Below are 17,420 nucleotides of genomic sequence, written 5' to 3'. Positions count from 1 at the left end.
TGCATTCTCGTGCAAGTTGCGGTTGGATGCGTTCGGGGGGATTTTCAATGCGTATTGCGATGTTTGCCGCCGCGAGCTTTGCGCTATTGGCGACGCCCGCGTCAGCTTGGACGGTCACCCACGAGCGCGACCGCCTGACCGACCGCGAGTTGACATGGGCAAGCGCGCAGAGCGGTGGCGCAACCCTGCTTGTGGGCTGTCTCAATGGTCATGTCCAACCGCGGCTCGTGTGGACCGAGCGAGTGGGCTTTGGAAATGGAATCGGCGTGTCTTGGCGCCTGGACAATGGACCGGTGGTCATGACCACGGGCGCGCTGTTCAGCCAGGACGGACAAACGCTCTACGCGTGGCCGGGGACGCTCGAAAGTCAGGTGATAAGCGGCCTGCGCAAGGGTAAGCGGCTGCGTGTGCAATTGGGCGACGCCGTGCTTGACTTCGACCTAACGCGGGGCGTCGGGTGGCCGCAACAGTGGGGAAAGTGCGGTTAGAAGGGATGACCAAGCACGACTCGTTCTCCTACGCACCGCGCGGCATGTCTCGCGACGAGGCGGCCCGCTACGTCGGCGTGGGGACGACAAAATTCGACGAGATGGTCGCCGACGGACGCATGCCGAAGCCGAAGAAAATCGACGGCCGGGTGATTTGGGACCGTCTACGGGTCGAGGCGGCGTTTACCGACCTTCCCGAAGTGGAAAACGCCCCGAACCCACTGGACCGGGCACCGATATTCAATAGGAAAACTTGATGAGCGACGATCTGAACCCGAACTTTGAGAAGTTTCTGCGAGAGTGGACGTCGAAGAATCTCGGTAGCCTAGGTGACCACACGGATCCTAGCGATCATCGTTATCTCGCTGGTGTCCGCGCGGATCGATTGAAAGAGGATGCCGAGGCCGCGGGATTCGGGGTCGAGGTCCGGCGGCTGAGCCGTAGTTTCAAGGGTGGCTTGCGGGAGTTCGTCGAAGGCGCCTACGAGCGAGCGGAATTTGCTCGTAGGCACGGCGACCAGGTTTGACTCTCAAATCACAAGGAAACACCTATGCACGTACTCGGTCACCTAAACGGCAAAGGGATTCTCATGGTCAACGGTACCGCTAAGGGCGAAGTGTCTTACGACATCAGCGTCTTTCAATCTGCATCGTCGAAAAGCGCGTCTGGTTCGCTTCAAGGCGACATGGACGTCTTGTTCGAAGTGTTCACCGCCGGGAAATCGCAGCTTCGCCTCCGCGATGGCCAGGTGATCGATATCATCTTGAGCGAAGTAACGGGGGAAGACGCCACGATCAAAGTGTCGGGACCCGTCCCGGGGTTTTGACTAGTGCCGGTTCGACGCGGCGTTCTCAGACTTGGCCGATAGAAACACACCGAACCGATTTGACCGGATGCTTCACTCCTCCTGATCGCGTGGCCTTCCGCGCATTGGCGCGCTAACCTAGGCGGCCGGTCCAATCCCGCGGAGTTACCTTGTGCAGATCAAGCTTCCCGTGACCGACCTCAAAGCGGTCCAAAGCATCGAGAGCATTGAGCTTAAAGACGAAGCCGGGAGGCAGGTGGGCCAATACTTGTTCGGAAAGGGCCACGGTCGAATCATCTTCCTGTTCGGAAAATATAGAGGCACGTTCAAGACTCATGCTGAGTGTCAGGCCTTCGTCGATGGCGTCCTTGCCGTGATCAATCACGCTCCCTGATCGGTGACGGTCAGCGGAATGATCGGGGCCGAAGTCACCATATCAGGCCTCCAAAATCGTTCATGAATACATGCCGTAGGGGGATGCGCCGGGGTTGGTGCCAGATCCCGCAACGTTACCGGGGAAGTAGTTGGCCCCGCCACCGCCCGTGTAGATCGAGGCGCCGTTGCTGACGATGAACCGCTGTCCCGTTGCACTGCCGCTGAATGTCATGCCAGAGGCAAAATAACTCGCACCGGAGAGGTTGAAGACGCAATAGCCGCTGCTAAAGGTCGGCGTGCCGGTCAGCGTCACGGTGATCCCTGACGAATACACCCAACCATTGCTTACGAGGTGAAAGTCGGCGCCGCCGCTGATCGTGTAATTGCTCGTGATCGTGAGACCGCAGCCGCCATGGACATAGATGTGATAACCGGTCGTTGCTCCGAATTCGATGCCGGAGCCAAGTGTGATCGCTGCACCGTTCGTCAGCCTGACACAATAAGCGCCGGCGCCGCTGCCGGTCAGCTTCATGTTCTGGAGAATCCACGGCGTGCAACCGTTCGCCAAAATCCCGGTATTGGCGGCGACGCTCAAGATGGTCGTCGATCCAACTCCGGTGAGAATCGGCGCCTTGGCGCTCAACATCCGCGGAAGAACGACAGGCGCGGTCCATGTGCCAGCTTGAGCCGACACTGTTAATTGCCAATGACCACAGTCTATCGCCGCCGCAACATCCATCGCCTTCTGGATTGTCAGAAATGCACCACCAGACGTGTCGGCCAGGCCGTTGTTGCTATCATTCCCGTCAGACCGAACATAGTAGGTCCGATCAGCGGTCAGCACAGCTCGACCGGCTCCTGCGTTGGCTGCAAAATACGTCTTTACCGCTTTCTCAGTCGGCACTTTGGTGTCGGCGTTCGACGCAAATGTTCCATCGGTCGAGATCGCCGCGCCGCCGTCTTGAATGATCTTGCCGCTCGTGCCGTTGTAGGTCGCGAGATTTCCGGATGTCGCGCTCGCCGGGCCGGTCACAGCTCCGTCAATATTGGTCTGAATGACGTTCCACTTTGCGCCTACCGCCGCCTGGTTGCCGCCGGCCGTGGCGTCAGTGTTGCAAATGAACATATCGCCGATTTCGACGACCACGCCGGAGGCGCCGCCGATCTTGCCGGCGACTGAAACGCGGTAAGTGTGTCCGCGATCGGCTGCGGGATAGTTCGGGTTGCCGGAGCAATCGGTCGCCCCTTTGAACACCATCGCGTCCTGCGCCGCGATCCTCGCGTCGGCATAAGCCTTGACGGCCTTCTGCGATGCGAGCCGCGTATCGCTGTTGGCCGCAAGCGTTGTATCGGTGTCAATGACATTCGCCGCGAACATCGCGGTTGTGAGACCGGAGATGCTGCTCAATACCCACGATCGAATCGTAGACAGCAGGATGCCGTAATTGATGCCACCACCCACGGCGGCCAGTTTTTCAGTGCCGTCTAAAAACGGCTTGTCGGGATCGTCGGAAATCTTGCCCGTTGCACTCAAACCCATAATCTCGATACTCCCCTACTGAACTTGAATTAGCCAACACCCATGTTGGTCAGTTGCTCGCCAATGGCATCGGCGATGCCTTTCAGCAGCACGCCAACTTGCTCGCGACTGGTCGTCATTTCGATGCCAAAAATTCCAGACAAGCCGCGCGCAATGAACTCCGCGGCGACCGCGTTTGGATCAATGTCGGAAGCGAGATTGCAGAAAAGCATGTCGACGCGTTCCGCAATTTCCAAAGCCTGTTCCTCCGTCATCCGACACCCGTCTGAGCAAAACGCTGGCTGCTCACGCTGCTTTTGGCGCCCGCCGCGATCGCCTTGCGGTGGGTTGCCAGTTCGGCGCGAATTTGGTTCAGGGCGTAGTCGTCGGCATTGCCGTTGACGACGATTTGCGTGTCGCCCATCGAAATGGTCGTGCCGCCGCGGGCACGTGCCATGGCCATGGAAACGTCATGCGGAATGACGCGCGCGCCGCGCGGCAAGTCAACGATTTCGCCCCGACCGCCCTCGTTGATCATGGCCAGGCCGCCGGGCGCCGAGTTCGTGCCGCTGGCGAACATCGGGAACGACAGGCCGCCCGTACCGGCGCCAAGGCCCGACGACATGACTCCGCCGCCACCCCCGAGCAGACCGCCGCCGATGCCCTGCAATGCGCCTGCGATCGGCCCAACTATAGCTTGCTTGATCGCGATCTTTGCCAGGTCCGCGAGAATCGACTTTGCCATGTCGCTGAATGCGTCTTTGACGCTCTTGGTCCCGGTCACGATACTGGTCAGACCGTCGGCGAAGGTGTCGAGCGAACGCGTTGAGAAGCCATCAAACAGCGTGCGGGTGTTCGTCGCGTCGAGCTGATAACGCTTCAACTGCTCGAAGTTCGAACCCGCGACGGCGGCCTGGTCCGAAAGCTGTTCGAGCGACTTCGCTGCCGCGACGTTCGCCGCCGCCCACTGTTTTGGATTGTTCGGGTCGAGCAGGCCCTGTGCTGCAAGTGCTTTGAGATTGTCCCGTGAGGCCTGTTGCGCCTTGGCCAGGTCGAAAACGCCGAGTTGGGCTTGCGTTCTTCTCCGGTGGTCTACGCTGCGAATCCGTTGATACGATTCCAGATAGACCACTCGATTGGCGCCGGCAGAATGAGTTCGCCGACGCGATCCTCCGGCCAACGCTGCAGTAGCCGCATTTCGATTGCTTCCGGGGTGATCCTGGCAATCTGCCCATACCCTCCGATTGAGTACCATGTGCTGTCTCCGTGGCGGCAGTGCCGCTGAATTTCGAGGACTTTACGTAGCGCCTTCGCGACCGTTTTTGGGTCAGCGTTGATGTCGATGTCGACGTTCTCCGAGAGCCGCGGTCCAACGGCGACCGGCGGCATCAGAAGCGGCTCGTAAGGATCGGGATAGTCGGGGCCAGCCGGTCCGCCCGCCGTTCGGACAAACCATGCCTCCGGTGATCGACGGGTTTTTGAGAACCCGGTAAGGACAATTTCGAAAGCACCGCTGATGCTGCGAAGAATCTCTCCCGAACGAGCGACTGCATCGTCGAACGTCGGGCATTCGCTCAATTGAACCTTGGCAAAATCGACTGCCCAGGTGGCTCCGCGGCCCGAGATCGCACCCGGCCATGCCGGCACCGGAAATATCTTCGGCGAGAACGCTACGACCACGCCGTTTTCGTCATACGACGCTGCATCGGTCGCCATCGTGATGGCTCCGTAACGCGGTTGGCAAATGATGTTGAGAGCGCTCATTTCCATCTATCCACCGGCCGATACGATGGGCGATTTGCGCTCTGGCCACCGCCAGGTCGCGAACTCTGCGTCCGCATCGACCCTGTCATCGAAATCTGGATCGAGCGTCTGCATGTCTGCGTATGGCGGGTTACGTTCTTGTTGCGGGCGCCCTTTGCGTTCGGTCACGGCACTACTCCGCCGCGAACGCAAGTGAACCGAGCACGTTCCGCGCCTCCGGCTCCTGGCGTCGGTAAAGCTCGTCGAAATCGGTGCCAGCTTCGGTCAGCAGCTCGTCGACGAGAGGCTTGGCCCAAACGCGGAAGTCCGTCCCGTGCTGAACTTCCGCCGCGGCGCGGATCTCCTGATCGGCCGCCCGAATCAGTTCGTCGGCCATTTCCATTGCCGCGACGTCAGCGGCAACCTTGGCCAGCTCGGCGCCGTGCGTCTTGCGGAGCATGTCGTTAACGAGTTCGGTGTGAACGCTCTCGGGGACACCGCTCAATTCGGCGGGCGCCCTGGCCACCGCTGCCGCGATGTCGGGATGAAGACGCTGCGCGCGATCGCGCTGCTCTTGCGGAAGGCCGCGAACGTACGCGCGATATTCCTGGTCCTGTAGGGCGCCTGCAATATCGTCCTTCTCCCGGCCCGGCATCTTCGGCAGCGATGATTTGATGTCCGCCCGGAGCTTCCGCAGCGAGAGCCGCGCTTGCGCATTGGACTTGACGAAATCGGCGATCTCGTCGCGCTTCGCCGCCTTGCGCCCCATGTCGTTAAGGTGCTCCCAGCGCGGCAACTTCTCGGCGCCGGCCGCCTTTTCCTTAGCGCCGGCTTTGATGCCGAGTTGCAAGCGCATGATGTCGCCGACCTGCTTCTGCATCGGTCGGCTGTTGTCGAGTTGGTTGATGACGTCGGCGAAAAACTTGGACATGGGAACCTTCGAATACTTAGAGTTGGAATCAGATTGCCGACGGCACGTCGACCGCGTTGGCACTCGTGGCCGCCGCCTTTGCCGCGGTCGCCAGGGTCGCGATCGCCGTTCTTGCAGCGCTCACGTCGACCCCTTGCGATGCCAGGCCGTCGAACTTCTTCGAATAGCGCGAAGACAAACCGTCCACATCGGCTTTGAACGCGTTGACGGCGCCGGTGCCAAATCCCGCGCGAAGAAGTTGAGCCGCCAGGATCTCGCGGTTGAATCCGTCCTTGAGACGATCACGTTCGGCTTCGAGACTGCCCGGAATGATGCGCCATTCTTCGATGTAGCGCGCGCCACTGACGGGATCGGTGAAATATTGTGATGCCATAGGATGCCCCTCGCAGATTGATGTTCGAATTAAGCCGCCGCTGGCACTTTGACGGTGCCGTTGTTCACGGCCAACGTCGATGCGGTTGCGACAAGGTTGGAGATTGTCGCTTTCGTCGCGGTAACGTTGGCGCCCTGCGATGCCAGGCCGTCGAGCTTGTCGATGTATCGCCAGCCGATTTTAACAAGCTCGACATTAAACGCGCGCACGTTGCCGGGGACGGACCCCGCGAAACGAAGCTGCTGTGCAACGATCGCTCGGTTGGCGCCCTTTACAGCGTTTGCGAGTTCGGTGGTGAAGTCGACCATGTTCGATGCCTTGTGCTTGAGGGGAGCGCGTCAGCGCTTCCGATTGTCGGGCGGCAAAACGGTCGTCACACCGTTGACCGTGCTCTGCATCGCAATGTCCGGCCCGTCGACGTGGTGTCCGAACGATCCGTCAGAACTCGCGCGAATGCGCGGTGTCTCGACGTGGTGGCCGAACGAACCATCGGACTCGGAAAGCGGGACGGCGGGAACGGTAACTTTGGACATGTGATCTCCTTGGATGTTGAGGGGTGGCGCGGGACCGGCGGAGGAATGGACACCAGCCCCGCGCTACATGACCCCCGGTGGCGACCGGCGGTCATGTTGAAAGTTTGCACTCATGTTTATTGTCAACATCACGCGGCGATGGGCTGGCGACGCGCGGCGACCGAGCGCTCCCAAGCGCTAAGCTCGACGAGGCGCCAGAAACGACGCTTCGCGATGTAGAGCGGGCGAGGGAAGTCGGGATCGTCTTTCAGACGGCGCTCAACCCACATGTGACTCACGCCGCCGTAGCGGGCGCGGACCTGAGATGTGGGAATCAGAGCGTTGGGATCGTCAGCGGACATCGTGACCTCATGTGTTACGCACAAGGTCTCACGAGGCAGTCCCGCCTATCTAGCGGTGAAAAGTACGCAGAATTTTTGCCGGTGGGTCACAAGTCCCAATAAGAGCGCTTGCGCTCCATATCTCGCGCGATGGTAGACGCCGACTTATTCAGGGCGCGCGGGTCTCGGGCCGCCCACTTTGCTGCGCGCTCTCCGGCATCCTTACCGGAAAACTCACGACGCTTTTGCTTCGCCTCAGTGAGCAGCTCGACATAATTGCGCAGGCTCGAAGCTTTGGCCCGTGGGCGACCTGCGGAGTTCAACTCGCCGGCGAGGAGCGTTGCCAGGGAGCGGCGATCACCTTGATTAAGCGGCCGATCGGATAGCAACCAAAGAATCAAGTCAACTGTCGGCCCGTCTTCACCACAGGCTGCACGCAGCTTCGCACCGCCGAATGCTTTGGTCGCCTTGACCACGGCGCCGAAAAAATCGTCAGAGGGAAGAGGGATAGCCGCGTCGTAACCAGCCAGCCGAAGCGCCCTTTCAACTGCTCCCATGCGTTTGCCGGCGGCGAACGGAGCGGTTTTGTAACCGTTTGCCTTCTTCATGCCGGCTCCCTCTGGAATGCATAGACGTTGCTGGCCGGGCGGTTGTTCACCAGATCCTCGACATATCGTCCCCATGCCGCGAAGGCTTGGGTCTTTTCGCGCAAATATTTGTGCCGCGCGTACACCCGGGCCACACCGCGGATTGCGCCCGACGAGTGATTGACGCACGCCTCGGCGATCTCGATTGAGAACCCAAGGGCCTGTAGACCGGAATAGAAGGTCCGGCGTAGATCGTGCAGCGTCCAAGGCTCCATTTGGTAATCGGGATCGGCCTTACGAAGCTCAACAAGCATGGCTTCATCGAAGCGCTTCTTTGCCTTCGAGAGGCCGCTAATGGGCGTTTCACCGGTCGTGGTGAAAAGTAAGCCTCTGCCTTTGATGGCGGGGAAAGACTTCAACAGCTCGACCGCTTGGGGGCTCAACGGCACAAGGTGCTCGCGCCCGTTTTTCGTGCGCTCCTTCGGAATGGTCCATAACGGCTCGCTCCAACGGCTGCCATCGTCGAGAACCACGGAAGTGCCTTTCAGGTCCAGTTCCGTCCGCGGCAGCTCGCGCAGTTCGTCGCGTCGTTGCCCAAGCAGGATCAAGCATTGCACCAGACGGCCAAAGGGATAGCCCTCGCGGTCGGCGACTTTCCAGGCGACGACCAGCTCGGTAGCCGTCAACTTGCGCTCGCGCTCCGTTTCGTGGGCGAAGGCGTCGAGTGAGGAAACGGGGGAGGATTCCCGCAAGTCGCGGTCGACGCACCAGTCGAAAAACGTCTTGAGGGTGGTCAGGGTGCGATTGGCCGTCACACCGCGGCCGGAATCGACCAGGCCATCGAGCAGCACGATCGCGTCGTGTTTGGTGATGGATGCTAGCGGCCGGCCTGACCACTTTGCGAGTACGCCGTTGCCGGACTTCTCCCATTCGCCCTGATTCTCGGGATCCGGCTTGAGACCGAAATAATGGGCGGTGAGCAGGCGGGTCGATTCGCGCAACCCTTGGCGCTTGCGGCCTTTGTACCGTTTAAGGAACTCGACCATGGCGGCGTCAATCGTATTGTCGCGGACCGCCTCACGCTTGGCCTCGGCCTTGTCCTGGCGCCGGACATGGGTGGGGTCGATGCCGCGCCGGACGTCCTCCGCGGCGGCCGTGGCGAGCATGCGGGCTTGCCCGGGTGTCAGGGGATGGCCGATTTGCGGCTCGGACTGGGACGCCGAGAGCGCCAGAGATCCCAGTGTCAGCTTCTTGGGCGCGCGCTGACCAACTTCGTCGCGTTCGACGGGGGAGCGGAACCGAAAAACCCAAGACTTCACGCCCGAGGGGTGCACCACTAGGAACAGGCCGACGGCGCCGCCGTCGGACTTTTCGTAGCGGACGGCGCGCGGCTTAAGCCCCTCGATCGCGAGATTGGATAGCGCCCTAGTCTTTGGCATGCCGTTACCCCAAGGTGCTGTGGGGTAACGCCTTAGTGCTGTTAGTGGCTGTTACCCCGTGTTCGTAACATGCCCAATAAATCGCAAACAATCAATGAATATCAGCTGTATTGCGGGTGATGGACGTTCAGTCTCGTTACGCTTCGTTACCCTATCGCCTTCGTCTGGGAGACTAGGGGTCGGAGGTTCAAATCCTCTCGCTCCGACCATTTTTAGCCGGATTTCAGGCCGTCCGGATTTCTCTCGCGGGTTCGCTCCTGTTTCTATCCATCAAGTCAGCAATCCTGCCGGTTAGGCTCCAGCGTGATAACGATCGACAGCGACAAGTTAGTGGTAAGCACTTTCACGCGCGGCGTAGGTTGTTGATCGCTCCACGAGACGTTCCGCTTGAAATCTTCAACTCGTCGTTGGCGGCATGCGAGCGTTGGCGCCGCTATTCACGCGTAAAAGTGCGCGATCTGAAGACTAGGCGCCATTTTCCCGATCCGCGCACGCAAAGATTTTTAATATAGTTGGAACAAAATCCAGCCACGCTAGTCTCTAGTGCGTCACACGTCATGGTGAGTTACATGCGAGATGACCAGCTAGCTCTTCAAGCCGTCAGCGACGCGCAGCGGATTCTTGAAGAGTATTTGAAGCCTCAGCCGCGCAACAACGAGCGCGTTATTCTTGATCAATTGGTTGAAGTTCTTGAACGGCCCGACTTGATCGTGGCTGTCAGTCGGATGCGGCGCGAGGACTAGCGCGATTGGGAAGCTGTCGCGCGAGCGTTTGCCACTCATCCGCAAGGGCCAGCCAAGCTGCCTCATCAGGCGCCCATCGCGCCTCCAGCGCATGCGCGCGGCAGTCTTCAGCGAGCGCAAGATACCTCGCAACTTCACTGATCGTTTCCGAATTGCGCTGCATCCGTTGATCATTGCGGCCATTGGCGATCAACGCAATTGGACTCACGCGCGCAGAGGCAGGAATCGAATCAGGTGTGCTGAAACTGCAACGATTTCGAGGATTCTATTCCGTCCGCAATTGCGCCTTACCGTAGATACCCCACCACCATCCGCGTCGTCTCGTCCACCAGCGTCCGCACCGTCTTTTCCGACAGCATCTCGGCATGGTTCAACACCGTGTTGTGCGCCACGGCTTCTATTGCGCTAACACAGACGAACGTCGCTATATCGAGGTCGATCTTGCGCATCTCCTTGCGGTGGCTTTCGAGATAGGCGCGGACGAGGGTGTGGACCTCGCGGTTGAAGGCTTCGACGTCTTTGAGCTGGTCGGGGCCGCTCCACCAGCTCGGCGGCGAGCCAGCGATAGTCTCGATCGGTGTGTTGGGCCATTGGTTCCAGAAGTTCAACGACGTCTGGCGCTGGCGTGAATTGTCTTTGGGAACAATAGACACGATCCGCTCTCGGAGCCATCGCGTGCGTCGCATGCTCGGTAGGTGCGCTTGACGACGTCAATGGCTTCGCAGGCATGATCCAACTGGACGACCACCTGTGGACGCTAGATCGGGGTTGCTAGGGTGGTGGTAGCCCGCTGCCCTTGGCGAGGTCGCGGTCCAGTTTAAACGGTTTGGTAAGAATGGAGTATTGATATTGGGACGGGCTTGGGGACTCACGGGGTCCCTTAGATGGAGCGTTCAGCGCGATCCAAACGAAAAGTAAGTCGAAAGCGCTGGGTTGTTTGTTACGGTAATTTTTCTATTGAATGTCGAGACGAAGATGGCGCGAAGAATTTGGCAGCCAAGCTGCGTAAGCGCCGATACCGTGTCACAGCCCGGACAGCCGATTGCGTCTCACCTTCGTGGCGAGTAGAGCCAGACGAAATCGACGAGTGGATATCTTCACCCACGCGCCCTAGTCGTTCGCCGCGGGTTCGGCCTACGAAGAATCGATAATTTGCGAAACACTCGAGTTGGATAGCGACTTCAAGCACGTTGGTTTCGCCCGCGTCTACTTCAACTTCGGACACACTCTAGCCCCTATTTGGCTGCTGGAATGCTGGCTGGCGCGACTCATCTGGCGTTGCAGCCAACTTGGGTCGAGATTGGTTCCGCAGGAGGAACGAGCGCTCCTGCAGCTATCCAGCGATCGGTCTTGCGTGTGATCCATCGCAAGGCCTGTGAAGGCCCCAGTCTTCCCCATTGGCTGGGGCCTTCCTTTTGCGCCAGATCACAAAAATATTGGCATCGCGGCGTCTGAGGAACGACTCTCCAAGGGAGAGATTGAAAAATCGGTCTGTGGCGAATCTGGACCTCCTCAAGGTCTCGCCATCCACCCGGAACGGCCCCACCGTCCGACGCGCGTTTGGCGATGGGCCGGTTTTCGTAGGTATTCACTCAACTCCCGCCGGCTCACAAAGTCGGCGGGGTTTTTGAGCTAGCCGTCTTTGCATCGGACTCCGAAGTTGTCGCAGGTGCGAGCGAAGGCATCTGTAGCATTTGCGTCTTCAAAGCAAAAAAGTGTGCCGACGTCGGCACGATCGATCCACCAGTCGACCTTGTTCGCCTTCGCAATGCGGGAAGCCTCTCCGCGCAGTAGGTCGAGCTGTCTTCCGGCGGCATGGACTATCAGGCAATTTTTCTTGGGCATATGTTTTGTCCTCAATAGGAAAGCTGAATTGATCGCCATCAAAAATGGAAAACTCATGGCCATGGGCTCGGCTCAATGCAGCCCGCAGATAAATCAACTGCTTAGCAGGATGCCCGCTCTCCCGCGTAGAGCGGGCATGAGGCGCCGTTTTCGCAAACTACCTCAAATATCCCACCACCATCCGCGTCGTCTCGTCCACCAGCGTCCGCACCATCTTCTCCGAGAGCATCTCGGCCTGGTTCAACACCGTGTTGTGCGCGACCGCTTCGATCGCGCTGACGCACATGAAGGCGGTGAGTCCCGAGAGGTGACGTGATAGCCGCAATAGCGTCGGGGTACTTTAAGGCATCCGCTACAACACCTCGGCACGAACCTGAGCTACGCCACGATCCGTAATCCCCAAGCTGTGCGCGGCAGCGAGCGAGAGATCTAGGACGCGGCCACGAATGAATGGGCCTCGGTCATTGATGGTGACGATGACGCTGCTTCCGCCATGGGTCACGCGGACCTTGGTGCCGAACGGCAGGCTGCGATGTGCTGCCGTTAGGAGATTCCGATTGAATGACGAACCGCTCGCTGTCTTGCCTTTGGAATACGAATAGTAGGAGGCTTTTCCGGAAAAGACTCGGTTGAAAGATCGCGCGCCTGAGCGATCTTCCGATGGCTCTTGTCCGTTCGGAGGTCGCGCTTCCGGTTCATCCTTCTTTGTCTGGAGTGCCGCAGGAGGCTGCTCTGCGTGAGCCTTTGGAATGATGGACCATCGGTCGTTGAAATCCTGGGCGACAGCGGAGTTCGCGGTCAATCCGATCCAGGCAGGGACTGTCGCAATCGCTACCATTGTGACGAGAAGATGCATTGTCGGCCTCATCAACAAATTGAAGATCAAGCCGACAATGCAAGCTCATGAGGCCGTGTTCCTGAACGCGCGCTCGCGTCTCGCAAAATGGTGATTGCATACCGACGCTGCGGAGCATGAGCGTAGGGGCATCGCAGCAAGTCAGTTGTCTTGCTGCGGTGCAGCACGCTGTTGAAGGCGAATGGTCGGGCCTAGGGACGTCCATCGTGGATCGGCACCGAGCTACCTCAAATACCTCACCACCATCCGTGTCGTCTCATCCACCAGCGTCTTCACCATCCTCTCCGTCAGCATCTCGGCCGGGTTCAGCACCGTGTTGTGCGCGACCGCCTCGATCGCGCTGACGCACATGAAGGCGGCCAGTCCTGGATCGATCTTGCGCATCTCCTTGCGGTGGTTTTCGAGATAGGCGCGGACGAGGCCGTGGACCTCGTGATTGAAGGCTTCGACCTCGGCGAGCCGGCCGGAGCGTGGAATCTGCTCGGCGAGGACGCGGTGCAGGTCCGGGTCGATGTGATGGGCCTCGATCGCGACGGTGACGAGGCGGCGCACGGCCTTTTCGATCGGCATGTCCGCGACCTCGACGAACGCGGCGCGGACGATCTGCATGATCTCGTCGTTGTGACGGTCGATCACGGCGACGACCAGCGCCTCCTTGCTTGGAAAATACTGGTAGAGCGAGCCGACGCTGACGCCGGCGATTTCGGCGATCCGGTTGGTGGTGGTCTTCTCAAAACCTTCGCGGACCAGAATGCGAGCAGTCGCCTCGACCAGCGCGTCGACGGTGGCGCGGGATCTCGCTTGCGAGGCGTTTTTCCGGGGTTTTGTCGGTGGCTTGCGCGCCATGGTCTTGCGATCCTGAATGCGAGTAGGAAAAGCGAGTGAATGCTCGCATTATATCAGCCTATGGCGCCCTGTCGCCAAGCCTCTTTGTCGCCATATGGATGCTGAGCCAGGCGGAGAACGGACCATGAGCGTTGCAAGACTTGTGTCGGCCTTTCAATTCTGCCCGGGCGGCTGCGTGTTCGGCGCGCGGCCACCCCGCGATTCCGCGCCGAGCCTGCAAAGCCGCGCCTTCAACCTGCTGCTCGGGCTGCTTCCGTACAAGCAGCAGCTCGCGTCAGTCGAAGCGGTGCAGGCGCATGTGCAGAAGCTCGCGCTGGAGCCGGCCTCGTTCGAGCCGACGGGGCTTGGCCGCGGCGTCGAGGCGACGCTGACCAAGATGGGGGGATGGCCGGTCTATTACTCCGCGCCGTCGTCGGGCCATGAGGGCTGCAACTTCGTCATGTTCCTGCATGGCGGCGGCTACATCAACGAGATCGTGCCGGCGCATTGGCGCTTTGTCGGCGAGATGACGCGCAAGGCGGGCGTCGTGTGTGTCGTGCCGATCTATCCGCTGGCGCCGCGCGCCACCGCGAAGGATGTCGTGCCGGCGACGGCCGAGCTGTTGCGGATGCTGCTGGAGGATGCGGGGCCCGCAAAGGTCACCGTTGTCGGCAACTCCGCCGGCGCGGGGCTTGCGCTCGCGGCGTGCCAATGGCTACGCGATCGCGGGCATCGGCAGCCGAACCGGATGGTGCTGATCTCGCCGGCGGCCGATGCATCGGTCAGCCGCCCCGAGCAGGTCGAGATCGCGGCGCGCGATCCGATCCAGGACATTCCGGGGATACTTGAGGCGGGGCGGCTCTATGCCGGCGAGCTCGATGTCGGACATCCCTTCGTCAGCCCGCTCAATGGCGCCTTCCGTTCGCTCGCGCCGATGACGATCTTCTCGGGCACGCGCGATCTGCTCTATCCGGATAGCGTCGATCTCGCGGAGCGGGCGAGGGCGGCGGGCGTGCTGGTCGAGCTGAATCTGCTCCGTGACCAGCCGCACAATTTCGCGCTGATGCCGACGCCGGAAGGGCGACAGGCGCGTGCGATCATTTTGCGAGCAGTGGCTTAAAGGGAAGGCGTGATCGTTGTCACTGGGGCGCGCCGCCGCAATGGCGTCTGGCGCTAGCGGTGCCCGCGCGGAGACCAGGCTACCTCCGGGGCGTTTCCTCATCCGTAGTCTTGGTATCAGTAGTTTTGCGGGGCCTTAGGCGTGGCCCTTGATCTCGTAGTGACCCGGCACGCATTTGTAGCGCTCGAGGCGCCAATTGGCGTGATAGATCGGATGCTCGCCCATCCATTTGGCAAGCGGAGCCTGTGCGCCGATCGCGCACTGCATCATCGACATCTCGGGCGTCATGTTGCTGTCGGTCACGATTTCCTCGATGCAACTGCCTGAGCTGGCTGCGCTCAGCCGGCAGAGCACGGCAACCACGGTCACGAACATTCCTGTCACCTCATCGGTAGTTTCAGACTACGAAGAGGATGCAAGCGGAGTGCCAGAGCCTGTGACGCAAACAACACGCTGGCCTGGCCGACTCGACCCAGCGTCCACCCCATTTGGTGATTCGGATTGTAAAAAAATTGCCCCTAAACCGAAGCCGGGCAAATACGGGGAATCCCCAAGGAAAAGAGCGAGGAAGGTTCGCAGGAATGAGCGATTGTGGGGGCAGCGCCGCGCGAACCGCCCCTTCACAAGGCCTGCGCAGCCGATAGGCTCGGAAGCGTGCGGATACTCGTCAAAAGAGCGGGGCCGCCACGGGACCAAAGGAAACGCGAGGGCAGACCATGAAGGCACGACCAACCGGCGTGATCCCGCCGATGACGACGCCGTTCCGGAAAGACGGCGAGATCGACCTTGGGCTCGTGGCGCCCCAGGTCGACTGGATGATCGGCGCCGGCGCGCATGGCGTCGCGGCCGGCGGCTCGACCGGCGAGGGCCACACGCTCGATCACGAGGAATATCGCGACCTGATGGCCGCGACGGTCGAGGCAGTGAAGGGACGCATTCCCGTGATCGCCGGCATCATCGTGGACTCCACGCGCGATGCGATCCGTCGCGGCAAGCTGGTGCGCGACATGAATGTCGCAGCACTCCAGGTCACGCCGGTGCATTATCTGTTCAAGCCCGATGACGAGGCGATGGTCGCGCACTTCCGCGCCATGGCGGACGAGACCGGCATGCCCATCATCATCTACAACGTGGTGCCGTGGTCGTACCTCTCGCCGGCGCTGCTGGTGCGGATCATGACCGAGGTGCCGCTGGTGGTCGGTGTCAAGCAGAGCGCGGGCGATCTCAAGCTGTTCGCGGATCTCATGATGATGGCGCCGGACAAGCTGATCTACAGCGCGGTCGATGCCCTCATGTACCCGTCCTATACGCTCGGGGCCCATGGCTCGATCGCCGCGATCCTGACCGCGGCGCCGCATGCCTCCGTCGCGCTGTGGGATGCGGTGAAGGCGGGCGACCATCCGCGCGCGCTCGACCTGCACAAGAAGCTGTTGACGCTGTGGAACGCCGTTATCGCCGACAATCTGCCGGCCTGCACGCGTTACGCCCAGACGCTCCAGGGCTTGCCCAGGACCTATCCGCGCGCGCCGATGCCGGAGGCCTCGCCGGCGCAGCAGGCCGCCACCCGCAAGGCGCTGGAGGCGCTCGGGGCACTGAACGGGGTGCGTGTCGAAGCGGCTGAATAGTCCGCAAGCCGAAATAACTGATGTGAAGATGGCAGCGCCGATCCGCTTTTACCTGCGGATGCGGCGCTGCTACATTTTGCGCGCGCCGCGATGCGCGGCGCTAGCTGTGAAGAAACATACCGACAAGGGGAGGGACCGAAGTCCCATGAAGGATTTTGCAGGAAAGATCGCCGTCATCACCGGCGGCGGCACGGGGATGGGACGCGAGCTCGCACGGCAGCTCGTCGCCGAGGGCTGCAATGTCGCGATGTGCGACGTCTCCGAAGCCGCGATGGCCGAGACCAAGCGGCTGTGCGAGGTCGAGAAGCTGCCGCAGGGCCTGCGGGTCACGACCCATATCGCCGACGTCTCGATCGAAGACCATCTCAAGCGGTTTCGCGACGAGCTCGCGGAGCAGCAGAAGACCGACCGGATCCATCTCCTGTTCAACAATGCCGGCATCGGTGGCGGCGGCAGCCTGTTCACCAACACGCGCGAACAGTGGGAGCGTACCTTCAACATCTGCTGGGGCGGCGTCTATCTCGGCGTGCGCACCTTCCTGCCGATGCTGGTCGCGGCGGACGAGGCCCACATCGTCAACACCGCGAGCGTCAACGGCTTCTGGGCCTCGATCGGCATGGGGCAGGCGCACACCGCCTACAGCTCGGCCAAGTTCGCGGTGAAGGGATTTACCGAAGCGCTGATCAACGACCTTCGCCTGCACGCGCCGCACGTCAAATGCTCGGTGGTGATGCCCGGCCATATCGGCACCTCGATCGTCTCCAATTCGCGCAAGGTACAGAGCGCCGACGGGTCGGAGCGGCTCAATGCCGACGAGGTCGCGCTGACCCGCAAGCGGATGGTCGCGGCGGGCGTGCCGGATGCCGACAAAATGTCGGACGAGGACATCCAGGCTGCGTTCGCCGAACGCGCCCGCAGTTTCCTCGAGGATGCGCCGACGACGGCTGCGCAGGCCGCGAAGATCATCCTCGACGGGGTCAAGGCGGAGCGATGGCGCATTCTTGTGGGCGAAGACGCAAAGCGCCTTGACGAACGCGTGCGCGCAACGCCGGAGCAGGCCTATGACCGCGCCTTCTACGAAAGCTTTACGCAGGAAGTTGGCTGGCGGCTCGGTTGAGTCGGTTTGGCTGAGACTGTCAACGAACGTCCGTGTATGCAGGTATGACGACCATCATGGCAAGAGGTGCGGACGTATTATTACGCAGGTAATTTACATGTTACGCAGGTCACTTTACGTGCCACCTCTTGCCAATTTCCGACGCCTTATGACGATTTGGAATTCACGCATGCGAC

At 60.7% G+C, this 17,420-nt stretch carries 26 protein-coding genes; 7 read left to right on the top strand and 19 right to left on the bottom strand.

Going from position 1 to position 17,420, the window contains the following annotated elements:
• The first annotated feature begins 47 nt into the window (after positions 1 to 47).
• Genes ACKWRH_RS25400 through ACKWRH_RS25385 form a run of 4 tightly spaced genes read left to right on the top strand, consistent with a single transcriptional unit; the run spans position 48 to position 1,314 of the window.
• Positions 48 to 488 (top strand): hypothetical protein, encoded by a 441-nt coding sequence (locus tag ACKWRH_RS25400; protein WP_445215752.1) that lies wholly within the window; start codon positions 48 to 50, stop codon positions 486 to 488.
• A 5-nt stretch (positions 489 to 493) separates the two neighbouring features.
• Complete coding sequence (locus tag ACKWRH_RS25395) at positions 494 to 745, top strand: hypothetical protein (RefSeq protein ID WP_445215751.1); 252 nt, start codon at positions 494 to 496, stop codon at positions 743 to 745.
• A complete protein-coding gene (locus ACKWRH_RS25390; protein ID WP_445215750.1) occupies positions 745 to 1,014 on the top strand; it encodes a hypothetical protein in 270 nt (89 codons plus the stop codon). Before ACKWRH_RS25395 ends, ACKWRH_RS25390 begins: the two co-directional genes overlap by 1 nt.
• Before the next feature lie 24 nt (positions 1,015 to 1,038).
• On the top strand, positions 1,039 to 1,314 hold the full coding sequence (locus ACKWRH_RS25385) for a hypothetical protein (protein ID WP_445215749.1): 276 nt from the start codon (positions 1,039 to 1,041) through the stop codon (positions 1,312 to 1,314).
• Between the two features lie 112 nt (positions 1,315 to 1,426).
• On the opposite strand, the gene ACKWRH_RS25380 is transcribed toward ACKWRH_RS25385, so the two are convergent.
• The 18 genes from ACKWRH_RS25380 to ACKWRH_RS25295 form a co-directional block, all read right to left on the bottom strand.
• Positions 1,427 to 1,678 carry a hypothetical protein gene (locus tag ACKWRH_RS25380; protein ID WP_445215748.1) on the bottom strand — a complete coding sequence of 84 codons (252 nt, stop codon included), beginning with the start codon at positions 1,676 to 1,678 and terminating at the stop codon, positions 1,427 to 1,429.
• 69 nt (positions 1,679 to 1,747) lie between these two features.
• Positions 1,748 to 3,208, bottom strand: coding sequence for a hypothetical protein (locus ACKWRH_RS25375; protein ID WP_445215747.1), 1,461 nt, complete (start codon positions 3,206 to 3,208; stop codon positions 1,748 to 1,750).
• Positions 3,209 to 3,237: 29 nt separating this feature from the next.
• Positions 3,238 to 3,462, bottom strand: coding sequence for a hypothetical protein (locus tag ACKWRH_RS25370; protein ID WP_445215746.1), 225 nt, complete (start codon positions 3,460 to 3,462; stop codon positions 3,238 to 3,240).
• Positions 3,459 to 4,319 carry a phage tail tape measure C-terminal domain-containing protein gene (locus ACKWRH_RS25365; RefSeq protein ID WP_445215745.1) on the bottom strand — a complete coding sequence of 287 codons (861 nt, stop codon included), beginning with the start codon at positions 4,317 to 4,319 and terminating at the stop codon, positions 3,459 to 3,461. The genes ACKWRH_RS25370 and ACKWRH_RS25365 overlap by 4 nt, the downstream gene beginning before the upstream one ends.
• A complete protein-coding gene (locus tag ACKWRH_RS25360) occupies positions 4,280 to 4,951 on the bottom strand; it encodes a hypothetical protein (protein WP_445215744.1) in 672 nt (223 codons plus the stop codon). The genes ACKWRH_RS25365 and ACKWRH_RS25360 overlap by 40 nt, the downstream gene beginning before the upstream one ends.
• A gap of 172 nt (positions 4,952 to 5,123) precedes the next feature.
• Positions 5,124 to 5,810 carry a hypothetical protein gene (locus ACKWRH_RS25355; protein ID WP_445215743.1) on the bottom strand — a complete coding sequence of 229 codons (687 nt, stop codon included), beginning with the start codon at positions 5,808 to 5,810 and terminating at the stop codon, positions 5,124 to 5,126.
• 79 nt (positions 5,811 to 5,889) lie between these two features.
• Positions 5,890 to 6,234 carry a hypothetical protein gene (locus ACKWRH_RS25350; RefSeq protein WP_445215742.1) on the bottom strand — a complete coding sequence of 115 codons (345 nt, stop codon included), beginning with the start codon at positions 6,232 to 6,234 and terminating at the stop codon, positions 5,890 to 5,892.
• 29 nt (positions 6,235 to 6,263) lie between these two features.
• Positions 6,264 to 6,542 (bottom strand): hypothetical protein, encoded by a 279-nt coding sequence (locus tag ACKWRH_RS25345; RefSeq protein ID WP_445215741.1) that lies wholly within the window; start codon positions 6,540 to 6,542, stop codon positions 6,264 to 6,266.
• Positions 6,543 to 6,572: 30 nt separating this feature from the next.
• A complete protein-coding gene (locus ACKWRH_RS25340) occupies positions 6,573 to 6,767 on the bottom strand; it encodes a hypothetical protein (RefSeq protein WP_445215740.1) in 195 nt (64 codons plus the stop codon).
• Positions 6,768 to 6,895: 128 nt separating this feature from the next.
• A complete protein-coding gene (locus tag ACKWRH_RS25335) occupies positions 6,896 to 7,108 on the bottom strand; it encodes a hypothetical protein (protein ID WP_445215739.1) in 213 nt (70 codons plus the stop codon).
• Between the two features lie 86 nt (positions 7,109 to 7,194).
• Positions 7,195 to 7,695, bottom strand: a complete 501-nt coding sequence (locus tag ACKWRH_RS25330; RefSeq protein ID WP_445215738.1) for a hypothetical protein — start codon at positions 7,693 to 7,695, stop codon at positions 7,195 to 7,197.
• Positions 7,692 to 9,113 (bottom strand): tyrosine-type recombinase/integrase, encoded by a 1,422-nt coding sequence (locus ACKWRH_RS25325; protein WP_445215737.1) that lies wholly within the window; start codon positions 9,111 to 9,113, stop codon positions 7,692 to 7,694. The genes ACKWRH_RS25330 and ACKWRH_RS25325 overlap by 4 nt, the downstream gene beginning before the upstream one ends.
• A gap of 584 nt (positions 9,114 to 9,697) precedes the next feature.
• A complete protein-coding gene (locus ACKWRH_RS25320) occupies positions 9,698 to 10,039 on the bottom strand; it encodes a hypothetical protein (RefSeq protein WP_445215736.1) in 342 nt (113 codons plus the stop codon).
• A 104-nt stretch (positions 10,040 to 10,143) separates the two neighbouring features.
• Positions 10,144 to 10,509 (bottom strand): hypothetical protein, encoded by a 366-nt coding sequence (locus ACKWRH_RS25315; protein ID WP_445215735.1) that lies wholly within the window; start codon positions 10,507 to 10,509, stop codon positions 10,144 to 10,146.
• Between the two features lie 979 nt (positions 10,510 to 11,488).
• Entirely contained in the window at positions 11,489 to 11,764 is a 276-nt protein-coding gene (locus tag ACKWRH_RS25310; RefSeq protein WP_445215734.1) for a hypothetical protein, read from the bottom strand.
• Positions 11,765 to 11,858: 94 nt separating this feature from the next.
• Positions 11,859 to 11,987 carry a hypothetical protein gene (locus ACKWRH_RS25305; RefSeq protein ID WP_445215733.1) on the bottom strand — a complete coding sequence of 43 codons (129 nt, stop codon included), beginning with the start codon at positions 11,985 to 11,987 and terminating at the stop codon, positions 11,859 to 11,861.
• 66 nt (positions 11,988 to 12,053) lie between these two features.
• The gene (locus ACKWRH_RS25300; protein ID WP_445215732.1) at positions 12,054 to 12,557 is read right to left on the bottom strand and encodes a septal ring lytic transglycosylase RlpA family protein; all 504 of its coding nucleotides are present in this window, start codon (positions 12,555 to 12,557) and stop codon (positions 12,054 to 12,056) included.
• 222 nt (positions 12,558 to 12,779) lie between these two features.
• The gene (locus tag ACKWRH_RS25295) at positions 12,780 to 13,403 is read right to left on the bottom strand and encodes a TetR/AcrR family transcriptional regulator (RefSeq protein WP_445215731.1); all 624 of its coding nucleotides are present in this window, start codon (positions 13,401 to 13,403) and stop codon (positions 12,780 to 12,782) included.
• Between the two features lie 124 nt (positions 13,404 to 13,527).
• Here ACKWRH_RS25295 and ACKWRH_RS25290 point away from each other — a divergent pair, with 124 nt between their 5' ends.
• Positions 13,528 to 14,502 carry an alpha/beta fold hydrolase gene (locus ACKWRH_RS25290; protein ID WP_445215730.1) on the top strand — a complete coding sequence of 325 codons (975 nt, stop codon included), beginning with the start codon at positions 13,528 to 13,530 and terminating at the stop codon, positions 14,500 to 14,502.
• Between the two features lie 135 nt (positions 14,503 to 14,637).
• On the opposite strand, the gene ACKWRH_RS25285 is transcribed toward ACKWRH_RS25290, so the two are convergent.
• Positions 14,638 to 14,877 carry a hypothetical protein gene (locus tag ACKWRH_RS25285; RefSeq protein ID WP_028152628.1) on the bottom strand — a complete coding sequence of 80 codons (240 nt, stop codon included), beginning with the start codon at positions 14,875 to 14,877 and terminating at the stop codon, positions 14,638 to 14,640.
• A 341-nt stretch (positions 14,878 to 15,218) separates the two neighbouring features.
• On the opposite strand from ACKWRH_RS25285, the gene ACKWRH_RS25280 reads away from it, so the two are divergent.
• Together ACKWRH_RS25280 and ACKWRH_RS25275 are read left to right on the top strand one after the other, a co-directional pair.
• Positions 15,219 to 16,127, top strand: coding sequence for a dihydrodipicolinate synthase family protein (locus ACKWRH_RS25280; RefSeq protein ID WP_028152627.1), 909 nt, complete (start codon positions 15,219 to 15,221; stop codon positions 16,125 to 16,127).
• A gap of 145 nt (positions 16,128 to 16,272) precedes the next feature.
• Positions 16,273 to 17,244 carry an SDR family NAD(P)-dependent oxidoreductase gene (locus ACKWRH_RS25275; protein WP_445215729.1) on the top strand — a complete coding sequence of 324 codons (972 nt, stop codon included), beginning with the start codon at positions 16,273 to 16,275 and terminating at the stop codon, positions 17,242 to 17,244.
• The last annotated feature ends 176 nt before the right edge of the window (positions 17,245 to 17,420 follow it).

The sequence above is a fragment of the Bradyrhizobium sp. Pa8 genome, from assembly GCF_052588265.1.
The sequence above is the reverse complement of the archived record's forward strand: the minus strand, read 5'-3'. Positions and strand labels throughout refer to the sequence as shown.